25 protein-coding genes and 1 pseudogene are annotated in these 25,877 nt (G+C 42.8%); 25 read left to right on the top strand and 1 reads right to left on the bottom strand.

The features are described from left to right. Positions 1-6 precede the first annotated feature (6 nt). From eutD to H171_RS11355, 16 genes are all read left to right on the top strand, one after another. Positions 7-642, top strand: a complete 636-nt coding sequence (eutD, locus tag H171_RS11430; protein WP_100305259.1) for an ethanolamine utilization phosphate acetyltransferase EutD — start codon at positions 7-9, stop codon at positions 640-642. Positions 643-647: 5 nt separating this feature from the next. Beyond that, complete coding sequence (locus H171_RS11425; RefSeq protein ID WP_100305258.1) at positions 648-1,265, top strand: hypothetical protein; 618 nt, start codon at positions 648-650, stop codon at positions 1,263-1,265. A 13-nt stretch (positions 1,266-1,278) separates the two neighbouring features. Further along, positions 1,279-1,551, top strand: a complete 273-nt coding sequence (locus tag H171_RS11420; protein WP_038282859.1) for a EutN/CcmL family microcompartment protein — start codon at positions 1,279-1,281, stop codon at positions 1,549-1,551. 24 nt (positions 1,552-1,575) lie between these two features. Next, a complete protein-coding gene (locus H171_RS11415; RefSeq protein ID WP_100305257.1) occupies positions 1,576-2,661 on the top strand; it encodes an ethanolamine utilization protein EutH in 1,086 nt (361 codons plus the stop codon). Between the two features lie 44 nt (positions 2,662-2,705). Beyond that, positions 2,706-3,164: a cupin domain-containing protein gene (locus H171_RS11410; RefSeq protein ID WP_330398683.1), complete on the top strand. Its 459-nt coding sequence runs from the start codon at positions 2,706-2,708 to the stop codon at positions 3,162-3,164. 317 nt (positions 3,165-3,481) lie between these two features. Continuing rightward, positions 3,482-3,901 (top strand): MarR family winged helix-turn-helix transcriptional regulator, encoded by a 420-nt coding sequence (locus H171_RS11405; RefSeq protein WP_242976939.1) that lies wholly within the window; start codon positions 3,482-3,484, stop codon positions 3,899-3,901. A 249-nt stretch (positions 3,902-4,150) separates the two neighbouring features. Then, on the top strand, positions 4,151-4,960 hold the full coding sequence (gene ant(9) / locus H171_RS11400) for an aminoglycoside nucleotidyltransferase ANT(9) (RefSeq protein WP_100305255.1): 810 nt from the start codon (positions 4,151-4,153) through the stop codon (positions 4,958-4,960). 141 nt (positions 4,961-5,101) lie between these two features. Then, complete coding sequence (locus H171_RS11395) at positions 5,102-6,625, top strand: Y-family DNA polymerase (protein WP_100305254.1); 1,524 nt, start codon at positions 5,102-5,104, stop codon at positions 6,623-6,625. Further along, positions 6,622-7,062, top strand: coding sequence for a hypothetical protein (locus H171_RS11390; protein WP_100305253.1), 441 nt, complete (start codon positions 6,622-6,624; stop codon positions 7,060-7,062). The genes H171_RS11395 and H171_RS11390 overlap by 4 nt, the downstream gene beginning before the upstream one ends. Positions 7,063-7,190: 128 nt before the next feature. Next, on the top strand, positions 7,191-7,643 hold the full coding sequence (locus H171_RS11385) for a metallophosphoesterase family protein (RefSeq protein ID WP_100305252.1): 453 nt from the start codon (positions 7,191-7,193) through the stop codon (positions 7,641-7,643). A gap of 615 nt (positions 7,644-8,258) precedes the next feature. Continuing rightward, the gene (gene chvE / locus H171_RS11380) at positions 8,259-9,431 is read left to right on the top strand and encodes a multiple monosaccharide ABC transporter substrate-binding protein (protein WP_100305251.1); all 1,173 of its coding nucleotides are present in this window, start codon (positions 8,259-8,261) and stop codon (positions 9,429-9,431) included. 94 nt (positions 9,432-9,525) lie between these two features. Further along, a complete protein-coding gene (mmsA, locus tag H171_RS11375; RefSeq protein WP_100305250.1) occupies positions 9,526-11,073 on the top strand; it encodes a multiple monosaccharide ABC transporter ATP-binding protein in 1,548 nt (515 codons plus the stop codon). A 2-nt stretch (positions 11,074-11,075) separates the two neighbouring features. After that, entirely contained in the window at positions 11,076-12,242 is a 1,167-nt protein-coding gene (gene mmsB, locus H171_RS11370; RefSeq protein WP_100305249.1) for a multiple monosaccharide ABC transporter permease, read from the top strand. 20 nt (positions 12,243-12,262) lie between these two features. Further along, positions 12,263-13,366, top strand: coding sequence for a GntR family transcriptional regulator (locus tag H171_RS11365; RefSeq protein WP_100305248.1), 1,104 nt, complete (start codon positions 12,263-12,265; stop codon positions 13,364-13,366). Next, complete coding sequence (locus H171_RS11360) at positions 13,359-13,637, top strand: hypothetical protein (RefSeq protein ID WP_100305247.1); 279 nt, start codon at positions 13,359-13,361, stop codon at positions 13,635-13,637. The genes H171_RS11365 and H171_RS11360 overlap by 8 nt, the downstream gene beginning before the upstream one ends. Before the next feature lie 264 nt (positions 13,638-13,901). Next, a complete protein-coding gene (locus tag H171_RS11355) occupies positions 13,902-15,059 on the top strand; it encodes a glycoside hydrolase family 88 protein (RefSeq protein WP_100305246.1) in 1,158 nt (385 codons plus the stop codon). Here H171_RS11355 and H171_RS11350 read toward each other — a convergent pair. Beyond that, positions 15,051-15,848 (bottom strand): helix-turn-helix transcriptional regulator, encoded by a 798-nt coding sequence (locus H171_RS11350; RefSeq protein WP_100305245.1) that lies wholly within the window; start codon positions 15,846-15,848, stop codon positions 15,051-15,053. The genes H171_RS11355 and H171_RS11350 overlap by 9 nt on opposite strands. 372 nt (positions 15,849-16,220) lie before the next feature. On the opposite strand from H171_RS11350, the gene H171_RS11345 reads away from it, so the two are divergent. The 9 genes and pseudogenes from H171_RS11345 (at position 16,221) to H171_RS11315 (ending at position 25,737) form a co-directional block, all read left to right on the top strand. Beyond that, positions 16,221-16,820 carry a TetR/AcrR family transcriptional regulator gene (locus H171_RS11345; RefSeq protein ID WP_100305244.1) on the top strand — a complete coding sequence of 200 codons (600 nt, stop codon included), beginning with the start codon at positions 16,221-16,223 and terminating at the stop codon, positions 16,818-16,820. A gap of 88 nt (positions 16,821-16,908) precedes the next feature. After that, complete coding sequence (locus H171_RS11340; protein ID WP_157803152.1) at positions 16,909-18,054, top strand: macrolide family glycosyltransferase; 1,146 nt, start codon at positions 16,909-16,911, stop codon at positions 18,052-18,054. A 20-nt stretch (positions 18,055-18,074) separates the two neighbouring features. After that, positions 18,075-18,896 carry a MurR/RpiR family transcriptional regulator gene (locus H171_RS11335; protein WP_166433613.1) on the top strand — a complete coding sequence of 274 codons (822 nt, stop codon included), beginning with the start codon at positions 18,075-18,077 and terminating at the stop codon, positions 18,894-18,896. 202 nt (positions 18,897-19,098) lie between these two features. Continuing rightward, positions 19,099-19,887 (top strand): hypothetical protein, encoded by a 789-nt coding sequence (locus H171_RS24325; protein ID WP_166433612.1) that lies wholly within the window; start codon positions 19,099-19,101, stop codon positions 19,885-19,887. Further along, positions 19,881-21,743, top strand: coding sequence for an FAD-dependent oxidoreductase (locus H171_RS11330; RefSeq protein ID WP_166433611.1), 1,863 nt, complete (start codon positions 19,881-19,883; stop codon positions 21,741-21,743). The genes H171_RS24325 and H171_RS11330 overlap by 7 nt, the downstream gene beginning before the upstream one ends. Then, on the top strand, positions 21,740-23,161 hold the full coding sequence (locus H171_RS11325; protein ID WP_100305240.1) for a PTS transporter subunit EIIC: 1,422 nt from the start codon (positions 21,740-21,742) through the stop codon (positions 23,159-23,161). The genes H171_RS11330 and H171_RS11325 overlap by 4 nt, the downstream gene beginning before the upstream one ends. Then, positions 23,154-24,578, top strand: a complete 1,425-nt coding sequence (locus H171_RS11320; protein WP_100305239.1) for a 6-phospho-beta-glucosidase — start codon at positions 23,154-23,156, stop codon at positions 24,576-24,578. Before H171_RS11325 ends, H171_RS11320 begins: the two co-directional genes overlap by 8 nt. Before the next feature lie 40 nt (positions 24,579-24,618). Next, a pseudogene (locus tag H171_RS25090) lies at positions 24,619-24,699 on the top strand (reverse transcriptase domain-containing protein); the annotation flags it as partial. 147 nt (positions 24,700-24,846) lie between these two features. Next, a complete protein-coding gene (locus H171_RS11315; RefSeq protein ID WP_100305238.1) occupies positions 24,847-25,737 on the top strand; it encodes a MerR family transcriptional regulator in 891 nt (296 codons plus the stop codon). Positions 25,738-25,877 lie beyond the last annotated feature (140 nt).

Raw genomic sequence — 25,877 nt, 5'->3', positions numbered from 1 at the left:
GAGAATATGACTGATTATAGTATTGACACAATTGTAGATACAGTTGTCTCTCGTATACAAGAAGTAATGGTTCAATCTTTTGAAATTGAAGCAAGTGGACGCCATATCCATCTGAATCGGGAGGCAATCGATACTCTCTTTGGTGAGGGGTATCAATTGCACCCAACAAAGTATTTATCACAGCCAGGCGAATTTGCATCAGAAGAACGAGTAAGTATTGAAGGACCGAAAGGTACGATTCACGATGTTATCATTCTTGGACCAGAGCGAAAAAACTGTCAGGTGGAGGTTTCATTAACAGATGCACGTTCACTGGGTGTAAAAGCGCCGGTTCAATTAAGCGGAAATATTGAAAACACTCCAGGGATTATTGTGAGGAATGGCTCTAAGTCTATTGTTTTAGATAGAGGTGTGATAGTTGCAAAACGCCATATTCATGTAAAAGATACAGATGCTGAAAAGTTAGGTGTTAAAGATCAAGAGAGAGTATCTGTTCAAGTGTTTAGTAAAAGACCACTTATATTTGAGGACGTTATGGTGAGAATAAGTCCCAAGTTTGAGACTTATATGCACATTGATTACGATGAAGCAAATGCTTGCGGTCATAGCAAAGGTGTACGTGGGTGTATTGTTAAGAGGTGATATGGATGGACAATATTGAAATAGTAGTGCAGAAAATCACTGATATTATCATACAACGTCTGCAGAAGGAAGAGCATAGAAAGACCGTTGTATTTATAGGAAAAGAATATTCAAGTATTCGGACTTACTATGAAAAAAGAAACTATAAAATAGCGTCATTAAAAGATAAATCTGATACGGATATCATAATCGTTACTGAACTAACTATTTTAAATATGAATCGCATTGCACTTGGACTTCCTCAAACAGAAGATGAAGTAATGATTTTTCAACATTTTTTAAATGGGAAGAAAGTTTTTTTCTTAGAAGAAGGAATGGAACTTCATGCAAGTCAGCATGTGGCTCCGCGGGCATTGCTGCAGGTCCTTGAGAATTATAAAAACCAATTGGTAAGATATGGTGCTTCTATACTTCCGTTAAAGCATTTTGAAAAGATTAATGGCGCGATCAATCAGGAAGTAAACGATAAAGCTAATAAAAGTGATAGGAAAGAGCTTCTTACCGTAGCAAAAGTACGAAAACTGAACTTACATGCAGGAGACATCTTTGAAACAGATAAGAACATCATTGTTACAGCATTGGCCAGGGATTATTTGCGTGATTTAGGTGTTGAGATCGTATAGAAAGGAGCATGCTATGTTCATTGGAAAAGTTGTAGGCAGCTTATGGGCTACTCGCAAGGATGAAAAGTTAAATGGTTTAAAGTTCCTGCTTATTGAAAAACAACGAAACGAACATGAGGCTGATCCTGCTCTGGTTGTTGCTGTTGACCATGTAGGTGCGGGGATTGGAGAATCTGTACTGATTACGACTGGCAGCTCTGGTCGTCTGTCTTTTGAAGGTAAAAGTATTCCTGTTGATATGGTTATTGTCGGTATTATCGACACGGTGGACTATCCAAAGGAATGATAAAAACTGAATGGAGTGAAATGAATGAGTATAAATGAAATCATAATTTGGCTTATGGTAATAATAATGGTCATTGGTGCAATCGACCGTTCACTGGGTAATAAAACTGGTTTAGGTAAACAATTTGAAGAAGGTATCCTGGCAATGGGATCCTTAGCACTATCTATGGCTGGTATCATTGTTTTAGCACCGAAGTTATCAGATTGGCTGAGTCCTATCATTGTTCCTGTATACAAATTGTTAGGAGCAGATCCGGCAATGTTTGCAGGAACACTGTTAGCAAATGATATGGGTGGTTTTTTCTTAGCACAGCAAATGACTTCTGACCCATCAATTGTACTTTTCTCAGGTGGTATTTTAGGTGCCATGATGGGAGCAACACTTGTATTTACAATCCCAGTTGGATTGGGGATTATAAATAATGAAGATACAAAGTATCTGGCACAAGGAGTATTATGTGGGATCGTGACAATTCCAATTGGAGCATTAGTTTCAGGAATCATGATGGGTATGCCAATCATTAAAGTTTTTATGAATTTAATACCTATCATAGTTGTAGCGGTTTTAATTTCAATTGGACTATTTAAAATTCCTGAAGGAATGATTAAAGGGTTCAATGTATTTGGGAAAATCATAGTGGCTGTTGGAGCCATTGGGTTGGCAATCGGAGGGTTAGACTTACTATTAGGTATCAAAGTATTTGGAAATCAAGATACACTTGAAGTTGGATTCCAAACAGTTGGTGGTATTGCCATCACTTTAGCTGGTGCTTATGGATTGGTGTTCCTGATTACAAAGATATTCAAGAAACCATTGATGAAACTAGGCCATTTGTTAGGAATGAATGATATTGCAGCAGCAGGTCTTATTGCTTCTCTTGCAAACAATATTGCCATGTTTCAAACCGTAAAAGATATGGATAAACGTGGAAAGGTAATTAATATCGCTTTTGCAGTTTCAGCATCGTTTACATTTGGTGATCATTTAGGATTTACGGCTGGTGTTGCCCCAGCGTTGATTACTCCAATGATTATTGGCAAACTGGTCGGTGGTATTTCTGCCATTTTTGTTGCCATATTTTTATCGAAACGTGTATTTAGGATTGAATAATGCGAATACGATAGAGATTTAAGTACGGATGGAGGGGTAAGATCTTGAATATAGACAGATCAGAAATTGAAAAGTTAGTTCGTAGTATTATAATGGAAGAATACAGCAATAAGTTAAATGATTCTACAAAGAGGCATGTTGATTCCAGTGGTGTAATGTCCATTTCGCTTCCATTGTTTTCTGTAAGTGAAGAAGACCGATTGGACACAGGTAATCCTAATCATAAAGTGTATACAAAGGATTTAGTATCGCTTACTGAAAGTCCCAGGTTAGGTTGCGGGCTAATGGTAATGGAAGATACTACCTTCGATTGGACGTTAGGGTATGATGAAATTGATTATATTATTGAAGGAACTTTAACTATTATCATAGATGGCCGTCGTATCACAGCAGGTGCAGGAGAATTGATTTTGATTCCAAGAGGATCAAGGATCCAGTTTTCCGTTGAAGGAAAGGCAAGATTTATCTATGTGACTTATCCGGCTGATTGGCAAAATAAATAAAAAGCAAATAGTGGAAATAGATGAAAATTACGAGGCAGTATCTATAAGCAAAACAGAAGCTTTCTATTGGAATACTGCCCAATCTTTTTATGAAAAGAGTAGGGGCTATTCGCACACTCTTTTTATTTACATAGCTTAAGTGTGGCGAAGCAGGTAACCGCCAAATCACCTGGATCACTTTGGGTGTTTTGCTGGTTGTTTGAATTATATTTGTTAAGATCTTAGAATGGTAGTTTCAAAAACGAAACTACTTGATGATTTTCTTTATGGATGATATAATAGTTTTGTATTTGAAACTATTATATCTGGAGGTATTCTTGAGAGAAGCTTTTGAGCGATTCATGCGAGCTATCGACATGGATCAATATAATGAAATGAAAAATAGCGATTGGGGCAAAGAAACCAGTTATATCAATATTCTGCATTTGTTTATCATTGGACACAGAGAAAGAACGACGGTCAGCGAACTGGCAGAAAAATTAGGACTTTCCCGTCCTGCCGTGACTCAAAAGGTAAATGAGCTAGAAGAGTTGGGGCTAATTCAAAAAGTCCAGTCTACACAAGATAAGCGGTTCTTTTACATCTCATTATCCGATAGAGTAAAGAAGAGCAGCCAAAGTATGAAAACGGACTCTGTACTGAATGCAGTTGAAAAGGTATTTTCCGAGGGTAAAATAGCTGTTTTCACGGAAGTACTAAATTTTATGGCAGATTATATAAATGGAATTGAAGAATAACACTTACAAGATTATATCGAATTGACGAATATATTGTGGGTATCATTCCGGTGGCGTTGCCGCAGCAATACTCCGCTGGTGGGATTGGACTACTGAAACAATCTTTTTGAGCAAGCCAAAGCTTTACGACGGGATGTGGAATCGGTCTTGGTAAAAAACTTAAGGCATATCTGAGAACTGCAAATGACTTGTAAAAGAGATTGGCATTATGCCATACAGGCAATTTAGGGAATGAAGGAGGAAATTTACATGGCAAATAGTATAAACCTTAAATGTGTTCCAAATCAAGCCCTTAAGGTAGTGGAAGTAATCGAAGATCTATTTGAAAATCAATTAATAGGAATATATCTGTATGGATCAGCGATACTTGGAGGCCTGCACATTAACAGTGATGTTGACATTTTAGTGATTGTTAATCAAGATTTGACAGAAGCAACAAGAAACGAATTAACTAAACACTTAATGCTTATATCCGGCAAAATTGGATGTGAAAAGTTAAAGCCACTTGAAGTTACTATAATCAATCAAAATGATATTGTTCCCTGGCAGTTTCCACCTAAATGTGAATTCATGTACGGAGAATGGCTAAGGGAGCAAATGGAGGCAGGGGATATTCCTCAAGCATGTTATGACACTGACGTGGCAATACTCTTGTGGCAGGCAAGAAGCTATAGTTTATCTTTGAAAGGACCGGAAGCTATTAAAGTAATAGAGCCCATATCAATGAATGACATCCAAAAATCAATCAGATGTTCTTTGCCGAATTTGATTGCTGGTGTAAAGGGCGATGAACGCAATGTCCTTTTAACATTAGCCAGAATGTGGTTTACAGTAGTCACCGGCGAACTTTGTTCAAAAGATATGGCAGCAGAATGGGTAATTCCCAGACTTCCCCAAAATCTTGCTGTGCTACTCGAGATGGCTCGAAAAGCCTATTTGGGCGAATGTGAAGATTGCTGGAGCGATTTAGAAGCTGAGATAACTTCTCTTATTGCCTTTATGAGCAGCTCCATTGAAAATTTGTTTGATAACATAGATAATTCCCTTTTGACCAATTAAACTTTTTAATTAGGCATATAAGACGGAAAGGGCATACTGATATGGTGCTTTTGAAGCTGCTGTTGTACATACTATGATAGATGTGTAATGGAGACATAAATTAAATTGGTAAATTATTGAGGAGGCGGCCGGAGAATAGACATGAAGAACAGAACCTATTTCGCAATCGATTTAAAATCCTTCTACGCTTCGGTCGAGTGTATGGAACGAGGGCTTGATCCGCTGACCACGAATCTCGTTGTCGCTGATGCAAGCCGCACCGAAAAAACCATTTGTCTTGCCGTATCTCCCTCCCTTAAAGCATATGGGATTCCCGGTAGGGCGAGGCTGTTTGAGGTCGTGCAGAAGGTCAGGGAAGTAAATGCGGCACGGCTGCGCGAAATACCGGAACGAGCCTTTTCCGGTGCCTCTTTCAACGATACGGAGTTGAAAGAGGCACCGGGTATCTCGTTAGACTATATTACTGCTCCACCGAGAATGGCGCATTATATCGAATACAGCACGCGGATTTACAATATCTACTTAAAGTATATCGCGCCCGAAGATATTCATGTCTACTCCATCGATGAGGTATTCATCGATGCCACCGATTATCTGAACACCTACAATCTTTCAGCCCGTGAGCTTGTCACAAAAATGATATTAGATGTTCTTAAAACGACTGGTATTACAGCATCAGCAGGAATTGGAACAAACTTGTACCTTTGCAAAATCGCTATGGATATTCAGGCAAAGCGTATTCCGGTGGATCAAAACGGAGTGCAGATAGCAGAATTGGACGAAATAAGCTACCGACGTCTGCTGTGGTCACATCGGCCTTTAACCGACTTTTGGCGTGTTGGCAGAGGATATTCTAAGAAGCTGGAGGAACAAGGCCTCTTCACTATGGGAGATATTGCAAGATGCTCGATAGGTAAGTCTAACGAATACTATAAAGAAGATTTATTGTACAAATTGTTTGGAGTCAATGCGGAGTTGTTGATAGACCATGCATGGGGGTGGGAGCCATGCACGATTGCCGATATTAAAGCGTATAAACCGAGCACAAACAGTATTGGATCGGGACAGGTATTACAAAGCGCCTATACTTTTGATAAAGCAAAGCTGATTGTGTGGGAAATGACCGATCTGCTGGTACTTGATTTGGTAGATAAAAAGCTTGTGACCGACCAGCTTGTTTTAACGGTTGGATACGATATTGAAAATCTGACAAACCCGATGATTAAAAACTCATACCATGGGGCGGTCACCATCGACCACTACGGACGTGCCGTTCCGAAATCTGCACATGGCACGGCAAACCTTGGCAGACAGACCTCCTCTACAAAATTGATCATGGATGCTGCCGCGGAATTGTTTGAGCGCATTGTTGACAAAAACCTCCTTGTCAGGAGAGTCAACATCACAGCAAATCATGTTGTGGATGAGGAAACTGTTCAAAAGTCAGATAACTTTGAACAGCTTGATCTCTTTACGGATTATGGTGCTGTCCAGGCAAAAAAAGAAGAGGAAGAAGCCGAGCTTGCACGTGAGAAAAGTATACAGAAAGCAATGCTGGAGATAAAAAAGAAATATGGAAAAAACGCCATCTTAAAGGGTATGAATCTGGAGGAAGGCGCTACCACATTAGACCGTAACAGGCAGATAGGAGGACACAAGGCATGACGAAGGCATATGACGATATCATCCATCTACCCCGCCATGTCTCTGCGACACACCCTCATATGGCAGTCATTGACCGGGCAGCTCAGTTTTCCCCTTTCGCTGCACTGACCGGCTATGATGCCGCTATGAAAGAAACTGCAAGGCTGACTGATGTGCGAGTAGAATTGGACGAATCCATGAAGGACACTTTGAGCAATAAGCTGCAAATCATAGCAGACCGGCTGAAAGAGCAACCCGAGATTGCCATCACTTACTTTCAGCCGGATGGGAAGAAGAATGGCGGCGCCTATGTTACTGCTGTCAGTACGGCTAAAAAGATAGACAAATATGAACGGGTTGTCGTTATGTCTGATGGCATAGTGATTCCCATTGATGAAATAATTAGCATAGATGGGCAGATATTCGAAAATATAGTGTTCCATTCGTCTGATGAATGAATAACGAATAAATAGGACTTTATTGAGCCGTTTTGAACCAAGGGTTAATTATAAAAACCTGTCTGAGAGTATCATTGTTTATAAGCACTGAGATTATTAACAACATTACAATTTAGAAAGTGAATTTCATGAAACTGATTGCAATCTTATCCGATACTCATGGTCTGCTGCGGGAGCCTGTTATAGCTGAACTTGCTAAAGCTGATTGCTTCATTCATGCTGGTGATATCAACACACCATACATTGTCGAGTCCATGCGACAGCTCGGAGAGACCTATGTGGTGCGTGGTAACAACGATAAAGAATGGGCGGAAGCCCTGCCTGAAAGCATTACCGTCACAATTGAAGGAGTGAGATTCTTCATCATTCATAACAAGAAAGATGTCCCCAGATACCTGACAAATATTGACGTGGTGGTCTATGGTCATTCGCACAAATATTCAGCAGAAATTATTGAGGGAGTACTGTTTCTCAATCCCGGTAGCTGCGGCAAACGGCGTTTTGATTTGGAAATCACAATGTGCCGTATGATTGTGGAAGCTGGACACTATCAGTACGAGAAAGTGATGATTCCCTTATAAGTTGGAATTTGAAGTGCTGTATCTTAAAAATCCAAATTATGTTAAGTAGTAAACTAATGCGGGTGACTACTGCGCCTTTCTTTCATATGACACCGTTCGGGGTTTTTCTCGAACCGGTGTCTTTTTGCTTGTCTTTCGGACAAGTCATTGTGTGATTTCGGGTCATGATAGCCTTATGCGCTATAGTGAGATCGTGCGCATGGAGGGGGAGGGGCAGACAGAAGTATAAGTATAAACAAAAGTAATAAGTAGTTCAGTTAAGCAAGCCCTGGAAGAATTAAGCAATCTGACAAAGGTTGGTTGGCAATGCACCGGTCTTCGATAATTCATTCAAGTAACTTGTCTTGATGGATTTGGAGTGACATGTACATACAACTTTTGAAGAAAATGGAAAAAAAGGTAAAATATGTATTGACAAAATAGGAACAAAAATATATAGTTATTTTATGGTTATTAAATATTACTATAAATTACAATGTAATATATAGATAAATTGAGCAAAATAACATGAAAAATAATTTGAAATATAACAAAACACGCAAAAGTGAATAAAAATGCAAATTTGCGAAAGACGCAAGTTGTATATACAAAATAATACCACAGGAGGGTAAAATTATGAAACGAAGAATCCTAAGCCTCATTCTCGGAACGGCCCTTTCCGCTGCCATGCTGGCAGGCTGCGGTGGTTCCCAGACCTCGGCAACCACGGCCGCACCGGCGGCTGAAACCAAAGCAGATGCCACCACTGCAGCCCAGGAGGCGGCTACCCAGGCATCGAAAACCACAGGAAGCGGTGGAAAGGTCGGCGTAGCAATGCCCACCCAGTCCTCGGAGCGTTGGATCAACGACGGAGCCAACATGAAGAAACAGCTGGAAGCCCTGGGCTACGAAGTAGACCTCCAATACGCTGAGGACGACGTACAGATGCAGGTTTCCCAGATTGAAAACATGATTGCTTCCGGCGTTAACTGTCTGGTTATTGCTTCCATTGATTCCTCCGCTTTGGTAAATGTGGAAGTGCAGGCCAAGAACGCAGGCATTCCCATCATTGCCTATGACCGCCTGTTAATGGATACGGACGCTGTTTCCTATTATGCGACCTTTGATAATAAAGGAGTAGGCACGGCGATCGGGCAGTACATAAAAGACAAAAAGGAACTGGATAAGGCAAAGGCAGAAGGAAAAACCTACACCATTGAATTTTTCATGGGCTCTCCGGATGATAACAATGCATTGTTCTTATACAACGGACTGATGGAAGTATTAAAGCCTTATCTGGATGATGGGACCCTGGTATGTGAGTCGGGCCGTACTTCATTTGAGGATACGTGTATTTTAAGATGGTCTCAGGAAACGGCACAGCAGAACTGTGAGAACTATCTGACCGGCTTTTACGCAGACAAGAAGCTGGATATCTGTGCTTCCGCTTTTGACGGCTTTGCCTATGGCTGCAAAGCGGCTCTTGAAGGTGCAGGCTATAAAGTAGGTGAGGACTGGCCGCTGATAACAGGACAGGATGCGGAGCTGATGGCAACGAAAAATATTATCTCAGGCTTCCAGACCATGTCCATATACAAGGACACCCGTCTTCTGGCTGAAAAGTGCGTGACCATGGTTCAGGCTGTTCTCCAGGGAGCAGAGCCGGAAATCAACGATACCACTCAGTACAACAACGGCAAGATCGTAGTTCCGTCCTATTTATGCACTCCGGTTGCGGTTGATAAGGACAATTACAAGAAAGTCATTGTTGACGGCGGTTATTACACGGAAGCACAGCTGGCACAGTAACAGTAGGAATAACGGAATGGGAATATTGACAGGCGGCGGCGGAAAAGCCGCCGCCTGCTTTCATGTAACATAAGAACGTAAAGGAGTTGATGAGATGTCTGAACATATCTTGGAGATGAACCATATCACCAAAGAGTTCTACGGTGTGAAAGCTTTGGATGACGTAAATATCAAGGTGAAGCGGGGCGAGATACATGCACTCTGCGGAGAGAACGGAGCGGGGAAGTCCACTTTGATGAATGTGCTATCCGGCGTTTATCCCTATGGGACCTACAGCGGCGACATTGTATACAATGGAAATGTAAATCAGTTTCACAGCATTAAGCAAAGCGAGGCAAAGGGAATCGTAATCATCCACCAGGAGCTGGCCTTAAGCCCCTATTTGTCCGTGGCGGAAAACGTATTTCTGGGAAATGAACAGACGACTGTTAAAGGGGTGGTGGACTGGACAAAAACGAATAAACGGGCTCAGGAAATGCTAGAGAAAGTAGGACTTGAAAACGAAAATTTAAATGTGCCCGTCAGCAGCCTGGGGGTAGGCAAGCAGCAGCTCATTGAAATTGCCCGTGCTATGGCAAAGCAGGTAGAACTTTTAATTTTGGATGAGCCCACCGCGGCCCTCAATGACGAGGAGAGCAGGCGGCTTCTGGACATCATGCTGGATTTGAAGAAACACGGCATCACCTGCATCATAATTTCCCATAAGCTCAATGAAATCAGCTATGTAGCGGATTCCATTACCGTAATCCGGGATGGAAAGACCATAGAAACCTTAGAAAAGGGTAAGGATGAGATCAGTGAGGACCGTATCATTAAGGGTATGGTGGGGCGGGAGCTGACGAACCGTTTTCCGGAAAGAGACTGTGATATCGGAGATAATATTTTTGAGGTTGAAAACTGGAATGTCTATCATCCCGATGATCCGGACAGGAAGATGATAAGAGATATATCCTTTCATGTGAAATCAGGAGAGGTGGTCGGCTTTGCGGGACTGATGGGAGCGGGAAGAACAGAGCTGGCCATGAGCCTTTTCGGACGATCCTACGGGCAGAAAATTACCGGAGCCATTAAGATAAACGGAAAGCAGGTTCTCCTACGGAATGTAAGGGATGCCATTAATAATAAACTGGCCTACGTTTCCGAGGACCGGAAGAATTATGGGCTTATCTTAATTGACAGTGTTCGCGGAAATATGACCCTGGCAGCGCTACGCAACTTCTTTTCCAAAAGAGGCATTGTAAACGGCAATGCCGAAAACCTTTCATCGGAGGAGTATAGAAAGAAAATCAACGTAAAAGCCAATTCCATTAACCAGACGGTCAGTTCCCTTTCCGGTGGAAACCAGCAGAAGGTGGTGCTGGCTAAATGGATGATGACCCAGCCGGACGTGCTGATTCTTGATGAACCGACCCGGGGCATCGACATCGGGGCAAAGTACGAGATATACTGCGTTATCAACGATCTGGCAAAGGCGGGTAAGGCAATTATTGTGATCTCCTCGGAGCTTCAGGAAATCATTGGCATTTGTGACCGCATTTACGTTATTAATGAGGGACACATAACCGGTGAATTATCCCGTGACGAAGTTTCCCAGGAAAAGATTATGAAATGTATTATGGCAGATAACGGAAAGGATGAATAGAGATGGACAAGAAAAAGACGGTTAATATTAATATGAAAGAATACGGCATGGTACTGGCCCTCATTGCGGTATTTCTTATTTTTGCGGTAATGACAGGCGGAAAAAACATGTCCCCGGCAAACATTAATAACCTGATTATGCAAAACAGCTATATCGTCATCCTTGCGGTGGGCATGCTGCTGTGTGTATTGACTGGAAATATTGACTTAGGCGTAGGTTCTATCGTTGCGGTCTGCGGTGCGGCTGTGGGTATTATGATCGTGGACTATAAGGCCAGCATGTGGGTAGCGATTCTTGCAGCCCTGTCAATCGGTACATTATCCGGTATGTTTGTAGGGTTTTTTGTGTCAAAGCTTTCCATTCCTCCCTTTATTGTGACGCTGGCAACCATGTTAATGGGACGGGGACTTACCTATACACTTTTAAAGGCACAGACAAAGGGGCCGCTTCCCACAAACTATACATACATTGGCGCAGGCTTTCTGCCTACCGTTAAAATACCGTTTGGCACGGGGACTTTGGATATGATATCCATTGGGGTTGCCCTTGCCGCCTTTGCCCTCATTATTTTTTCCGAAATAAAGAGCATACGGACAAAGAAGAAATATGGTTTTCCGGTCAATCCCCTGTGGCAGTCCGTTTTAAAGGTGGGCGTAATTTTGGTGATTGTCTGGTTTTTCTTCTACAAGCTGTCCCGTTACAATGGCATTCCGTTCGTACTGGTTATCATGGGCGTGTTGGTTGTCCTCTATCATTTCATTACAAGCAGAACTGTAGCTGGGCGGCAGATTTATGCTTTGGGAGGCAATGCGAAAGCGGCGAAGCTTTCTGGCATCAATACGGGAAAAGTCTTTTTCTGGGTATATACCAATATGGGCATCCTGTGCGCCATTGCCGGAATCGTTCTCTCCGCCAGAAACGCTTCCGCAACTCCAAAAGCGGGAGATCAGTTTGAGATGGATGCCATCGCTTCCTGCTATATCGGAGGAGCCGCGACCACCGGTGGTGTTGGCACGATTATCGGAGCCGTTGTCGGCGCATTTATCATGGGTATTTTGAACAATGGAATGTCCCTTTACGGCTGGTCCACCGATATTCAGAAAATCGTAAAAGGTGCTGTACTTTTGGGGGCAGTTACGATAGACTTATTATCAAAGAGAAAAAAATAGCTGAAAGATAGGGATGGAATATGCAGGCACGGGAAGCAAAATATATGATGGTTGTCCAATGGGTACAGGAACAGATTGAAAACGGCAGCATCGGGATGGGCGATAAGCTTCCCTCTGAAAACGAGATGAGCCTTCAGTTTCATTTAAGCAGACAGACGATACGCCATGCGATCGACGTGCTGGAACAGCGGAAGCTGGTAACGCGTATACAAGGAAGCGGAACTTATGCAGGCGGCTGTGCCCGGGGAGGAAGTCAGGAAAAATATTTTAATATAGCTGTCATCAGCACCTATGTGGACAGCTATATATTTCCGGCTGTGCTTAAGGGGATTGAGCGGGTGCTTTCCAAGTCTGGTTATACCATGCAGGTGGCATTTACCGGAAACCGGACGGAACGGGAACGAGAGGCGCTGGATAAGATTCTGGAAAAAGGACTGATTGATGGTTTGATTGTGGAACCTGCAAAAAGCGCATTGCCTAATCCGAATCTGCATTATTATAAGAAGCTGATGGGGCAGCAGGTTCCGGTTTTGTTTTTTAACAGCAGTTATCCGGAGTTAAATCTTCCCTGCGTATCACTTAATGACGCGCTGGTAGGAGAGAAAGCGGCAGAATACCTGATTCGGGCGGGTCACAAAGAGATTGGTGGAATTTTTAAATCTGATGACGGCCAGGGTCATTTAAGATATTCTGGTTTCGCAAAGAGCATGGAGAAGGCTGGCTTAAAGCTGGATGGAAAGAGGATTCTGTGGATCGATTCCGAGAGCCTGAAAGATATGGAGTTATGGGCGGATTATCTGTTCCAGCGGCTGGAGGACTGCACAGGGGTGGTCTGCTATAATGATGAGGTGGCAAACCTGCTGTCCGGAATCTGCTTTAAAAGAGGAATCCGCATACCGGAGGACTTATCCCTTGTCAGCATTGATAATTCTGATCTGGCGACTTTGGGAGAGGTTCCCATCACCTCCTTTCCCCATCCCATGGAAGCCCTGGGAAGAAAGGCAGCGGAACATATGATAAAGCTCATAGAGAATCCATGCTTTGATGGGAATTACCTCTTTGATTCGGAGGCTGTTGAAAGGGAATCTGTGAAATTTATATCAAAGGAGAATACGAATGAGTGAGAAAAAAGGTTCCTCCAATCCTCCTCAGAGCACCCTGGTCCTGCGGCTTGTGGGCGGAGGCTATCTGGTTTATCTTGGATTCCAGATGATACCGGAGCTTTCGATGTCTTTCGGGATCCGAAATCTGGTTCAAATGACAGCGCTGGTCATATTCCTTGTGGTGGGGGTATTGCTTGTGGGGTGGTCTCTGAAAAAGCTGCTGAGGAAAGAATTTGAGCGCCCGGGGGAGAAAGAAGCGGACGGGATAGAAGAAGACAATAAAGAAAATTGATTTTGTTTTTAAGAGAGAAGGAGTTGTCATGTGGACGGCTCCTTTTTTATGGGCACTGGCCTGTTGGGTATGGGTGACTGCTTTTTTATTAAGGATTTGACGGCAATTGATTGGGTTTGAAATAAAGATGTATAAAAAAGCAGGATAAGTCAGTGTTAAACTGAAACGTACATTGTAAAGCTGTGTTACTTTAGGGTATAAAGATAACAGATTACACTATATAGACACAAAAAATAACATATTCTGAAAAGGAAAGGAAAGCGTATGTGTAAAGAACAGGAAAGTTCATGGATCGACCAGGCGGTTTTAAAGGTCATGGAAAAAATGGAGTGGGTCAGTGAAAAGTCAAAAAACAAAATTCCCTATACCACAGTAAATGGCATTCATGACGATCGGAGCAAAGGCAGTGAATTAGCAGGAGATAATGGGATCAACTGGTGGTGCAACGGTTTCTGGGGCGGCATGATGTGGCAGATGTATCATAAGACAGGTAAGGAACGTTATATGGAGATCGCCCGGATTTCAGAGGAAAAGCTGGATCAGTGTTTTGAGGATTATTACGGTCTTCATCACGATGTTGGTTTTATGTACCTTCCTACGGCTGTGGCGGATTATCGTCTCACCGGGAATCCGGAATCCAGAAAAAGAGGGCTTCACGCCGCAAATCTTCTAGCAGGGAGGTTTAATCCCATTGGCCGTTTTATACGGGCCTGGAACGATAAAACGGGATGCAGTGATGATACAAGAGGCTGGGCGATCATTGACTGTCTCTTTAATATTCCTCTGCTTTACTGGGCTAGTGAGGAAACAAAAGACCCCAGGTTCAAACAGATTGCCATGCTCCATGCGGACACGGTGATGGATCATTTTGTAAGAGGGGATGGCTCGGTACGCCATATTGTGGAGTTTGATCCTTTTACAGGAGAACGGGTAAGGGATTACGGAGGACAGGGCTATGAGACAGGATCTTCCTGGACTAGAGGCCAGGCATGGGGACTATATGGATTTCTTATGAGCTTTTATCATACCGGGAAACAGGAATACCTTGATACTGCAAAAAAGATCGCCCATTATTTTATAGCAGCAATTCCGGAAGACGGCATCATACCGGTGGACTTTCGCCAGCCAAAGGAGCCTGCATGGTGTGATGATACGGCGGCGGCCATTGCAGCCTGCGGGTTGATCGAAATAGGCAGACGGGCAGGAGAGCTGGAGCAGGATATGTATTGCAAGGCAGCAGAAAAGCTGTTAAAGGCTTTGTATGAGCATCACTGTGATTTCACGGAAGAAAATGATTCCATTCTCCAAAAGGGAACCGGTTCCTATCATAGCCTGGAACATGAATTTCCTATTATTTACGGAGACTATTTCTTTATGGAGGCTTTGTTTAAGTTGAAAGGCCAGGATTTTTTCCTATGGTGATACATTCCTGTAATGGGAGCGGTACTGGCTGGGCGTCATGTTTTTATATTTCTTAAACTGCCGCATAAAGTGAAATTCACTTTCGTATCCGCAAAAGCCTGCAAGGGACTGGATGGACATTTCCGTGGTTCTCAGATAGAAACAGGCATTTTTCAACCGGGCGGATATCACATCCTGCATGCAGGAGGTTCCGAAAAGATCCTTATATAGATGCTGAAAGTAAGAGGGGCTCATGTGGACCGACTGGGACATGGTATCTATGGTCCATTTTCTGTGAGGGGCATTTAAAATTGATACCCGAAGGCTGTTCATGATCCCATAGTATTTATGAGAAGACGCTTTATCCGGTTTTTCATGGATCTGGGAAGCGAGGGTATAAAGGAGAGTCCTCATAAGGGAATCCAGAATCTGCACCCGGTAAGGGTGAGAGGAATGTTTTTCCATTACGATCAGCCTGCTGAATTCGGAAAGCTGCCCTGCATCAGATAAGCTTACCGGGGTCTGGAAGGGGATTTTTAAACCCATAAGAAAAGGTAGATCTTTTTCATCCAGATCAAAGTGGATCCAGTCATCGTTATAATCCGGTGTGTGGCAGCCGTAATGAACATAAGCATATTTGTCATAAAGAATCACCGTATTGGCAGGGAGATTCCTGTAAGTGTGGTCGTATTCAAAAAAGGCTTCGGATTTTACCACAAGAAGGGTGTAGTCAGAAGAACCTTCCGGGCGAAGCATATGAAATGGTTTTTGATGTCTGGATTCATAACCGCATTTCAAAATAGAAATCATCTGCTGGCTCCTTTTTATGAGATAGCCTTATTATATCGCTTTTTTACTTACGTGGGAAGCCGGAACTAAGTTAAATCAAATAACAAAGCGGATTGCGATTGGGGAAAGTCCTAAAAAGGCTTTCCCGATTTTTTATGCGATGCGATTCGCAAGCATAAGTCAAGCTGGTCAAACAGGGTCATTAATTGTCCCGCCGTACCCAAAGCATAGGAAGGTGAGGCGTACAGTGAATGCAAACTCACTGCCGCGATGCCGGCGTCGCCTTTCCTCATAAGGTCATTAAAATATTTCTACAAATTGATACTTTACAGAACGATATTCTGTATGGCATAATTAACTACAGAACATAATTCTGTAATAGGAGGGTATTTCATGCGTAAGCAATCGGAAATAAGAAAACAAGAATTAGTAGAAATCGCATTAGATCAATTTTTGGCAAATGGTTATGAACAAACAACGATCCGTTCTATTCTCAAAATTGCGGGTGGCGAGGTCGGTATGTTTTATCACTATTTTAAGTCAAAAGAAGAAATATTTGATTGTGCTATTAATTTATTTCTTGATAATTATGTAAAAAAAATTGAAAAGATTGCTGATACTTCGAAACCTATCATGGACGTCATTATGGATTTAATAAAACAATTACACATATCTTTATATGAGTATTCACAAATAAAACCGGAAAAATTCCATTGGAGCATGGATATTGCGTTACATCAATCTACATTAAGAAGACTGGTTCCGATAATCGAAGGGATTATACACAAGGCAAAAGAGGCAGGAATAATAACAGTTCCCCTATTTGATAATGAATACGAATTGACTGTTTTTCTTCTCTTTGGTATTTCGGGTATTTTGCATGATAAGCCATTATCAATAATGAGTGACATTGAACTTAAACAAAAAGAGCGAACGATCAATAGATTGGTATCCAGTATATTCGGAATTCCTTTGCAGAACAGCGCAGGGTAGAAATGAAAATAATGCTACTAATAATTTCGACGGTACGGCTCGTTTTTGCAGCAGCCGAAACTATTTATTATAATTGATGAGGTTAAAAATGAAACTATTATTTGTAAACTTGCCATTCTCTGGTCATATATTCCCTACCCTTGGTTTAGTAAAAGAGCTCACGAAACGAAATGTAGAAGTTACGTATTTGATAACACTTGAATGGGAAGAGAGAGTAAGAGCGGCTGGCGCTGAATTCAGCAGCTATGAAAACCATAAAAAGCTCTCTGTTCAAATGCGAAATGCTTACGACGCTGCGCTTAAAATTGCCGATCAGTTTGATTTGATTATTTATGAGCAATACTTCTTCCTTGGAAAACATCTTGCTGAAAAATGCAATAAACCAGTAGTCAGAATATTTACCCCATTAGCCGCTAATGACAAGTTGATGGATATGTATCTAAATGCAGGAGGTATGTTTCGTATTTTTCGTTCGGATTTTATTTGCAGGAAATGGACAAGAAAGGTTGCTAATGGAATTCCGCTAAAAACGGATTCCTGGCTGAAAGAGATCACGCATAATCCGCCTGAATTAAACCTGGTTTACACAATTAAGGAATATCAGCCATACGCCAATGAATTTCCGGATGAGCACTATAAATTTTTAGGCCCTTCTATTTATCAACGGAATCAAGAGCCTGTGATATCTATTGAAAATATCAAAAAGCCTTTGATTTATATATCTTTAGGTACTGTTTTAAATATATCAGAAAAATTCTATAAAAAGTGTTTCTCCGCTTTTAAGAATGAGAACGTATCGGTTGTTATGTCTGTTGGAAATAAAGTAGATTTAGATAATTTAGGAGACATACCAGATAATTTTCTTGTTTACCCCTTTGTACCGCAACTTGATGTATTAAAAAAAGCGGATGTATTCATTACACACGGAGGTTTCAATAGTATAAGCGAAGCCTTGTATTTTGGGGTGCCCATGGTAGTAATACCTGCGATCACAGACCAGCCTGTAAACGCTTCACGCATTGTAGAGCTGAATTTAGGAAAACGATTAAATCGTAAGCATATAACAGTTGCCTTATTAAATGGCACAACAATATCTGTACTGCATGATGATAAAATTCGTCAAAATATTTTAGATATGCAGAAAAAAATGCGCACAGCCGGTGGCAATAAGTATGGCGCTGATTTAATCATCAATTATGCTGCAAAAGACGCGATGGGTAAATGGCCCGTCTGATCCAAAGGAGGAATGCAATTATGGTTATCGAAATAGATGAGCTTGTCAATAAGTATTATCATAAACTGAAAGAAACTGACCTTATCATCTGGAAATACATTTCAACTCATCGGAAAGCTTGCTGCGATTACACCATCTATGAATTGGCTGACGCCTGTAATGTGTCACGCACAACGGTACTGCGCTTTGCGCAAAAGATATCATTAAGCGGCTACGCAGAACTGAAGACCTTATTGAAGCTGGATTATAAGCAGAAATCTACGATTTACATCAACGATCCGAAAGATTTGATTTCGCTTTATCACCAGATCGTTGCCGAGATGCAAAACAAAGACTTTACCAGGATCAACCAGATGATTTACGGTGCTAAGCACATTTTTGCCTATGGTACGGGCAACATGCAAAACAACGTTCTTGGAGAAATGCGGCGGTTGTTCCAGTGCAGCGGTGATTATATTATCAGCATACAGGGTGGGAGCGAATTGTCGTACCTGCTGAAGAATGTTACCCCTCAGGACCTGGTTTTTATCATCTCTTTCAGCGGCGAAACACCGGTCGCATTAGATTTTGCACGGAACCTTTGTGCAAGAAATGTTCCTGTGATATCGATCACCCGCCTAAAGGACAATTTACTGTCCTCGATCTGCGATGAAAACATCTATGTACACACGATGGATTTTCAATTTTATTCAGAATATCATGGCTATCGGACCGAGTCTGCCGTTGGATACTTTATTGCCATTGAAACATTGTTTTTACAGTATCAGCAGTATAAAGCCAGTATGAGAACAGAACAAGAAAAAGCCATAACGGAATCTACCAGCGATCCCAAGTCGGATTAGTAATTGCCGTTTGGAACGATATCGATTCATAAAGCAGATCCTTCGGGAGATGCTTTTTTTGTGTGATAAATCACGGATAAAGGTATAAAGTCCAACTTTTGAGATAAGGAACAAGCTGGCCCCAAAGCGTTGCAGCGCACTGGTGAAAATTATATAATATTGTTAACAGAAACACAAAAATATAGAGAGGAGATCCTAAATTTTGAAACAATATAAGACCATTGTGAATGGTGCGACCATGGCCGGGATGGCAATTGCTTCATGTGATCCAGAAGGAACACTGATTGTGGATCGGGGAAACCAGTTGGCAAGTGATTTTTATGCCAGTATGCGGACTGACCACATGCCGGAAAGAGTGACACAGGGAGAGGCCGCCCGCAAATTTGGGGCCGACATGAAACAGTATCCATCGATTGTTCAGGATGGGCAGCTGGCTATTACTGAAGGGATGCCCGCCTTGGGCAGATACGTGGAAAGCCAGAAAATACAAATTTTATTTGATTTTTCGATCTTATCCCGTCAGCAAAATACGAATCATTTCATACTTACAGGCATCTGCCGGGATGAAATCCATCACATACAGGCAGAATATTATGTAGACACTACCGATTCATTTGCAAAGCAGGCCGCTGATGGAATGGTAACCGAAAGCTTGAACCTTCTGATCCGGAAAGCAGGCCAGAACCCAGTAATCTGCCCCAATGCCGCGATCCATGATTTTCCAACTGGCGGATATTATATTCTTGAAATGCCATCAGACGCCAAAATGTCATATCCGCAGTTGCGCAAACAAGCCCTTGGGCTTTTTCCTTGCACGCGGACTGACAGCAGCGATCTTTTACTGAAGACAGCGGATCGGATATGCGTCAGAGGGGAACAGTCATCTGTTCTTTCTGTTTCAAATGGTTTCATTTTGTGTTCCTGCTTATCGGAAGATCTGCTGCATGCGATGGAACGTGGGGAACAATTTTGGAGGAATTACTTATGCTGATGTTTCAACAGATTCTCGAACATGGAGAAATAACAAAGGAACAACGAGATAATGTCTCTTTTTCTAATCATTATGACGCGGTCATTATCGGGGGAGGTACCGCAGGAAGCATTGCAGCAATCTACCTTGCTAAAAAAGGACGTCATGTCCTGATCGTAGAAAAACAGAATTTTCTGGGCGGTATACACAGCGGGGCCATGTTCCATTACTATCAGGGATCTCCCGGTGGGATCTATGAAGCATACGACGCACAGATCGAGCAGCAAAAAAAGCAGTATCGTCTTCCTGATGTGTTTGGGTCTCATCCGCTGATACGTATGTGCGTGTACGAACAGGAATTGGAGGATACAAACTGTCAGATCAGCTTTGATTCCGCTTTGACCGGCGTATATACGGATGGAAGAACAATCGCAGGCATACAGTATCTTTCCCCTTCCGGCCTGAAGGAAGTTTCCGCTGATTACTTTATTGATGCCTCAGCCGAAGCGGTCCTGTGCCGAATGGCAGGATCCGCCAAAAAGAGCAGCAGAGAATTTGATGGCCTGTCACAGCCATTTTCCAATGTACGTCAGTTTTTCGAAAAGGATACTTGCCGCATAAATTTTGATAACATAGATGCGGGTTATGTCCGCCAGGAGCTGGCAGAAGAATATGCCAGCCACATCATCGCTTCCCTGAACAATCCCGTTTACAGCACCTGCCAGAAAGGTCAAATCACCATGGGTATGTCCCCTCTGCTTGGGGTACGAGAAGGATTTGCCATAGATGGGATCCGGCAGCTTCGCATGGATCAGGTGATACAAGACCAGGAAACTGCAGAACCATTATTTTTTTCCAGTGCAAACATTGATAACCATGTGAAGGATATGGCCTTTGAAAGCCAGACTTTGTGCGATTGGGTCGTTGGGCTAAGTATGTGGTCCACCCTGGTTTCGGTACCTATCGATAAGGAAGTGATGATTCCAAAAGCACTGGACAATGTGATCGCAGCTGGGCGTATCTTATCGCTGGATCACGACATGGCTTCCCATACGCGAATGATGCGCGACTGTCAAAAGTCAGGCGAAGCGGCAGCCGCCGTTGTAGAAGAGGCTCTTTGTCTTGGACTTCCGCTGCAGGAGGTTCCGTACCAGGCCTTAAAGGAGAGGCTTACTAGGACGGGCTGCCTTTCTTTGGATAATCATTATGTATTAAAAGACAATCCTCCGCCTGAACGCGAACGGATCGCCCATTTTGATTCAACTAAGGAACAGATCCGCAAGGGCCTGTTATCCGATAGTCCAGGCTTTGCGATGCTGGCTGCATGGAAGCAGCGGATCACAGATGCTTTAAAAAGCTGGCTGGCTGAAGACAATATCAACTTACAGGTAAACAGCGCCTTGGTATTGGCCTTGTGTGAGGATGATTCAGGCTTTTCGGTTTTGATAGAAACGGCACAGCGTAGAGACTGCTATCTGCCGCAAACCAGTAAATCGTACAATTCCTTAAGAGGAATCAGCGCCGTTTACGCATTGGGAAGGCTTCATATTGCCAAGGCAAGTGAACCACTGCTGCATATGCTGCAGCAAAACGAAACCTTTATAAACGACGGTGTATCATTTGATAAATTTATCGGCCATATGCAGGATTACCGATTCCAATATGTGAGTCATCTGATTCGTGCCCTGCTTACAATTGCCGATTACCATCCAGACTTGCACCAGAACATTTATCAAGGGATAGACGAAATCGTTTTGGCTCCCCAATTTACAGTATCTTGTACACTGAAAAGCAATCCTGACTGCTTACATGATATGACAGGAAGCTTACGAAACTACATTCAGTGGAGAAAAAATAAAGGAGAGAAAAAATTATGAGCAATACGATCAACATTACGGCAATTATCGAAGGTCTGGGCGGCATTGATAATATTGCGAAAGTGGGGAACTGTATGACACGTCTGCGGTTGACCGTTCGTGATGCGGCACTGGTAGACAGAAAGAAGCTGCAGGCGATCCAGGGGGTCATGGGACTGGCCGGAGATGAAAGCAATCCCCAGGTAATCCTGGGTCCTGGTAAAGCGGATGCGGCCTGCCAGGAAATCCGTAAAATACAGGGGGGCGAATCACATGCGTCCATAGATCATGTAGAGGAATTTAATCAAAAGAAAAAGGGCAGAAACGAGATCTTCACAATCATTTCTCAGATCTTTACTCCACTGATTCCTGCTTTTGCTGGTACGGGCCTTTTGTACGGCATTATGAAGCTGTTACAGTATATTTACATCTATTTTGGTGTCCAGCTGTTCAATCCTGCCGGAATTGCAGATGGAGGTTCTGTTTTTATGGCGGCGCTCAGTGTGATTGCAGGTTCTTTCTTCTCCATTATGAACATCGCGGTTGCAGGGCAGGCCGCCAAGGTTCGCGGCGGCAACTTATTTGTAGGTCTTGCTGTCGGCGCAATCGTTACGAATGTTGGTGCCTTAAACGGCGTTGCCATGGGTATCATGAATCTGCAATTCAAAAGCGGCCTGGGCGGAACCTTTGCCGCACTGCTTGGCGGTATGCTGGCTGCTAAAATTGAAAAAAGCGCAAGAAAGAAACTTCCGAATTCGCTTCAGATCCATTTTCCTGCTTTATTTTCGGTTGTGATCACCGGATTGGCATTGCTGTTTATTATCCAGCCTATTTGTGGTATTGTAAGTGACACCCTTAGCTCTGCTATCCTGTGGCTTGTCTATAATGCCGGTGCACTTGGAGGCGCTATTATTTCCGGTACCTTCCTTTTCCTGGTTGCCATGGGGATTCACCACATTGTTACGCCCATCAATACGTTACTGCTACAAGAAGTTGGATATACGTGCCTTCAGGGCTTTACCTCCTTGGCAGGTGCAGGTCTGGCAGGTGTTGCGGTTGGCCTGCTGATCCGTTACCGGGACAAGAAAAAGTATGGTAAGCTGCGTTCCGCCGTTTTCGGCAACATTCTGACCCAGCTGCTCGGCATCTCAGAACCTATGATTTATGGTATTTCTCTGCCTCTGTGGAAACCGTTCCTGGCCGCCAACTTAGGCGGTGCCTGCGGCGGCTTTGTATTAGGCCTGTTTAAGACACAAGGCGCAGAAACAATGATGGTGTCCGGACTTATGGGCGCACTGGTTAACACCAAGCCTCTGGCCTATTTGCTTGGATATGCTGCTGCGGTAATCGGCGCTGCATTCTTTACCTGCCTGCTTGGCGTAAAGAATGAAAACATGGCCGTGTTCTTAGAGGATGAAACGGAGATTAGCAATGTTTAAAAAGGATTTTTTATGGGGTGGTGCAATTGCAGCCAACCAGTGTGAAGGCGCTTATGAAGCAGACGGAAGAGGCCTGGCCAATGTAGATGTACTTCCTTATGGCGAAGATCGATACGCAGTAGCTTCCGGTAAGATGAAAATGCTTTGCCCTGATGCGCAGCATTTTTATCCAACGCATCAGGCAATCGACTTCTATCACAGCTATCCCGAGGATATAAAGCTTCTATCCGAAATGGGCTTAAAATGCCTCCGCATCAGCATTGCCTGGAGCCGCATTTTCCCCACTGGTGAAGAGGATACGCCAAACGAAGCAGGGCTGCGTTACTACGAAAACGTATTTCTTGAATGTAAGAAATATGGAATGGAGCCTGTGGTCACCATTAACCATTTCGATTGCCCGATCCCCCTCATCCGTAAGTACGGCGGCTGGCGCAGCCGCCAAATGATTCCCTTGTTTACCCGATATGCCAAGTGTCTGTTTCAGCGGTTTCATGGAATGGTCAAGTACTGGCTCACCTTCAATGAGATCAACATGATTCTTCACCTTCCGTTTTTAGGTGCCGGACTGGTTTTCCAGGAAGGGGATCTGGAAACACAGGTAAAGTATCAGGCCGCACACCACGAATTGGTGGCAAGCGCCCTGGTCACCAAAATCGCACATGAAATAGACCTCGATATGAAAATCGGCTGTATGCTGGCCTCCGGCAGCGTGTACCCTTACAGCTGCCGTCCCGAAGACGTACTTTGCGCCCAGCAGAGGTCGCAGGAGGCTTACTTCTTTACGGACGTACAGGCCAGAGGTTATTATCCGGAATATTCCATAAAACGCCTGGAGCGCGAAGGTGTAAAGTTACAAATGGATCCTGAGGATGTGGTGATCCTGCGTGAGAATCCTGTGGATTTTGTCTCCTTCTCTTATTATCAGAGCCATTGTGCCAAAGCGGATATGCCAGATTTAAAGACCTTGAGCAATGTGGATGGTGATGTCAAAAATCCTTATCTGGAATGCAGTCAGTGGGGGTGGGGCATTGATCCCATCGGTTTAAGAATTACACTTAATGAACTGTATGACCGGTACCAAAAGCCGCTGCTGATTGTTGAGAACGGCTTTGGTGCTAAAGATGAGATATCGCCGGATGGGAAGATCCACGACCAGTACCGCATCGATTATCTGAAAGCGCATATCAAAGCGGCAATAGACGCAGTTGATTTAGATGGGGTAAATCTATTTGGTTATATTACCTGGGGCCCCATTGACCTGGTCAGCGCAACTACCGGAGAAATGAGCAAGCGCTATGGTTACATATACGTAGACCGGGATGATTTTGGCTGCGGTACACTGAGACGAATGAAAAAAGACAGCTTTTATTGGTACAAAGAAGTAATTGCATCCAATGGTTTAAGCGTGCAGCAGTAAACGCCTCAGATGCAATGCATTTAAATATTCCATGATAGCCGGAAAGTCAAGACCGCTTGGCATTCCGGCTATTATGGTCAGGTTGATACAGCAATGTATCCCGCAGGTCCTTGAACCCATCGATGGAGCGTAATTGGCTGAATGACAGACTTCTGAATCCTGTTTTTAGATAAACTAAAAAATAAATACCAAAAAATCCTTGACTACACCCTTGGGGGCTGGTTTAAGATCATTTATAGAACATTAAAATTTTTTGGGAGGGAAAGTTATGCTGATAAAAGTAGTTTGTGAGAAATGCAAGCTGACAAAAAAGGCGATAGAATATTATGAATCTAAAAACCTAATACATCCAAATATTCTTGAAAATGGATATAGGGATTATACCGATGCCGATATATCGGTACTTAAGGAAATTTCGGTTCTTAGAAAATGCGGTATCAGCATTGCGGATATTGCAGAAATAAGGAACAGCTTAAATAAACCGGCAGCTCTAGCCAAGTGCAAATATATTACAGAATTACGGAGACAGCGTCTGAATAATATACAAAAGTGTATCGACAGCCTGATCGCAGATTACGATGTAAATCGGGAATTTGACTACCTGCAGACACATGATGAAGATTTATATACCATAAAAGAGAAATTAGTTTTTGCTTTCCCCGGAAACTATGGCCTTTATATATCCATGCATTTTGGCAGATTCCTGAACGGGACAATAGAAACCGAGGATCAACGAAAAGCCTATGATGCAATCGTGCAATACCTAGATCATGTAGGTCTATATCTGCCTTCAGAACTTTCTGAATTTCTGGAAGCCTTTTTCACTGTAAGTACAAAAAGCGATGCAGTAAAAGTTGAAGAAGAAACAAATGACAGGATGCTCGATATGCTGACTGATACAGAGGGATACTTAGAGCGCAATCATGAGCAAATAGAACAATATATTAATTATAAGAATTCTGAAGAGTATAAGAACTCCGAGGCTGCTAAAATTCAAAGATTTATGCTGGATTTTCAGAAGGAAAGTGGCTATCAGGAAGTTTTAATTGCCAACATGAAAATACTAAGCCCCTCTTATGCTGAGTATCTGAAAAAAGTTGAGGCTGCTAATGAAATTATGCTGAAAAAGTTTCCGAAAGCAAAAGATATGTATGAATAAAATGAAAGGAGTCTGCCATAGCCGTAATAAAACTCCTGTTGAAATGATCAGAAATTACCTGATCAAGAATTTTCTTTAGCAAAAGAAAATAGGAAGATGATAATGTAAATAAAATCATAAGGGTCGTGACCTATTAGCCG

This window comes from [Clostridium] celerecrescens 18A (assembly GCF_002797975.1).
Lineage (GTDB): Bacteria > Bacillota > Clostridia > Lachnospirales > Lachnospiraceae > Lacrimispora > Lacrimispora celerecrescens.
Note: the sequence above shows the minus strand (reverse complement) of the source record. Positions and strands in the feature narration are given on the sequence as shown.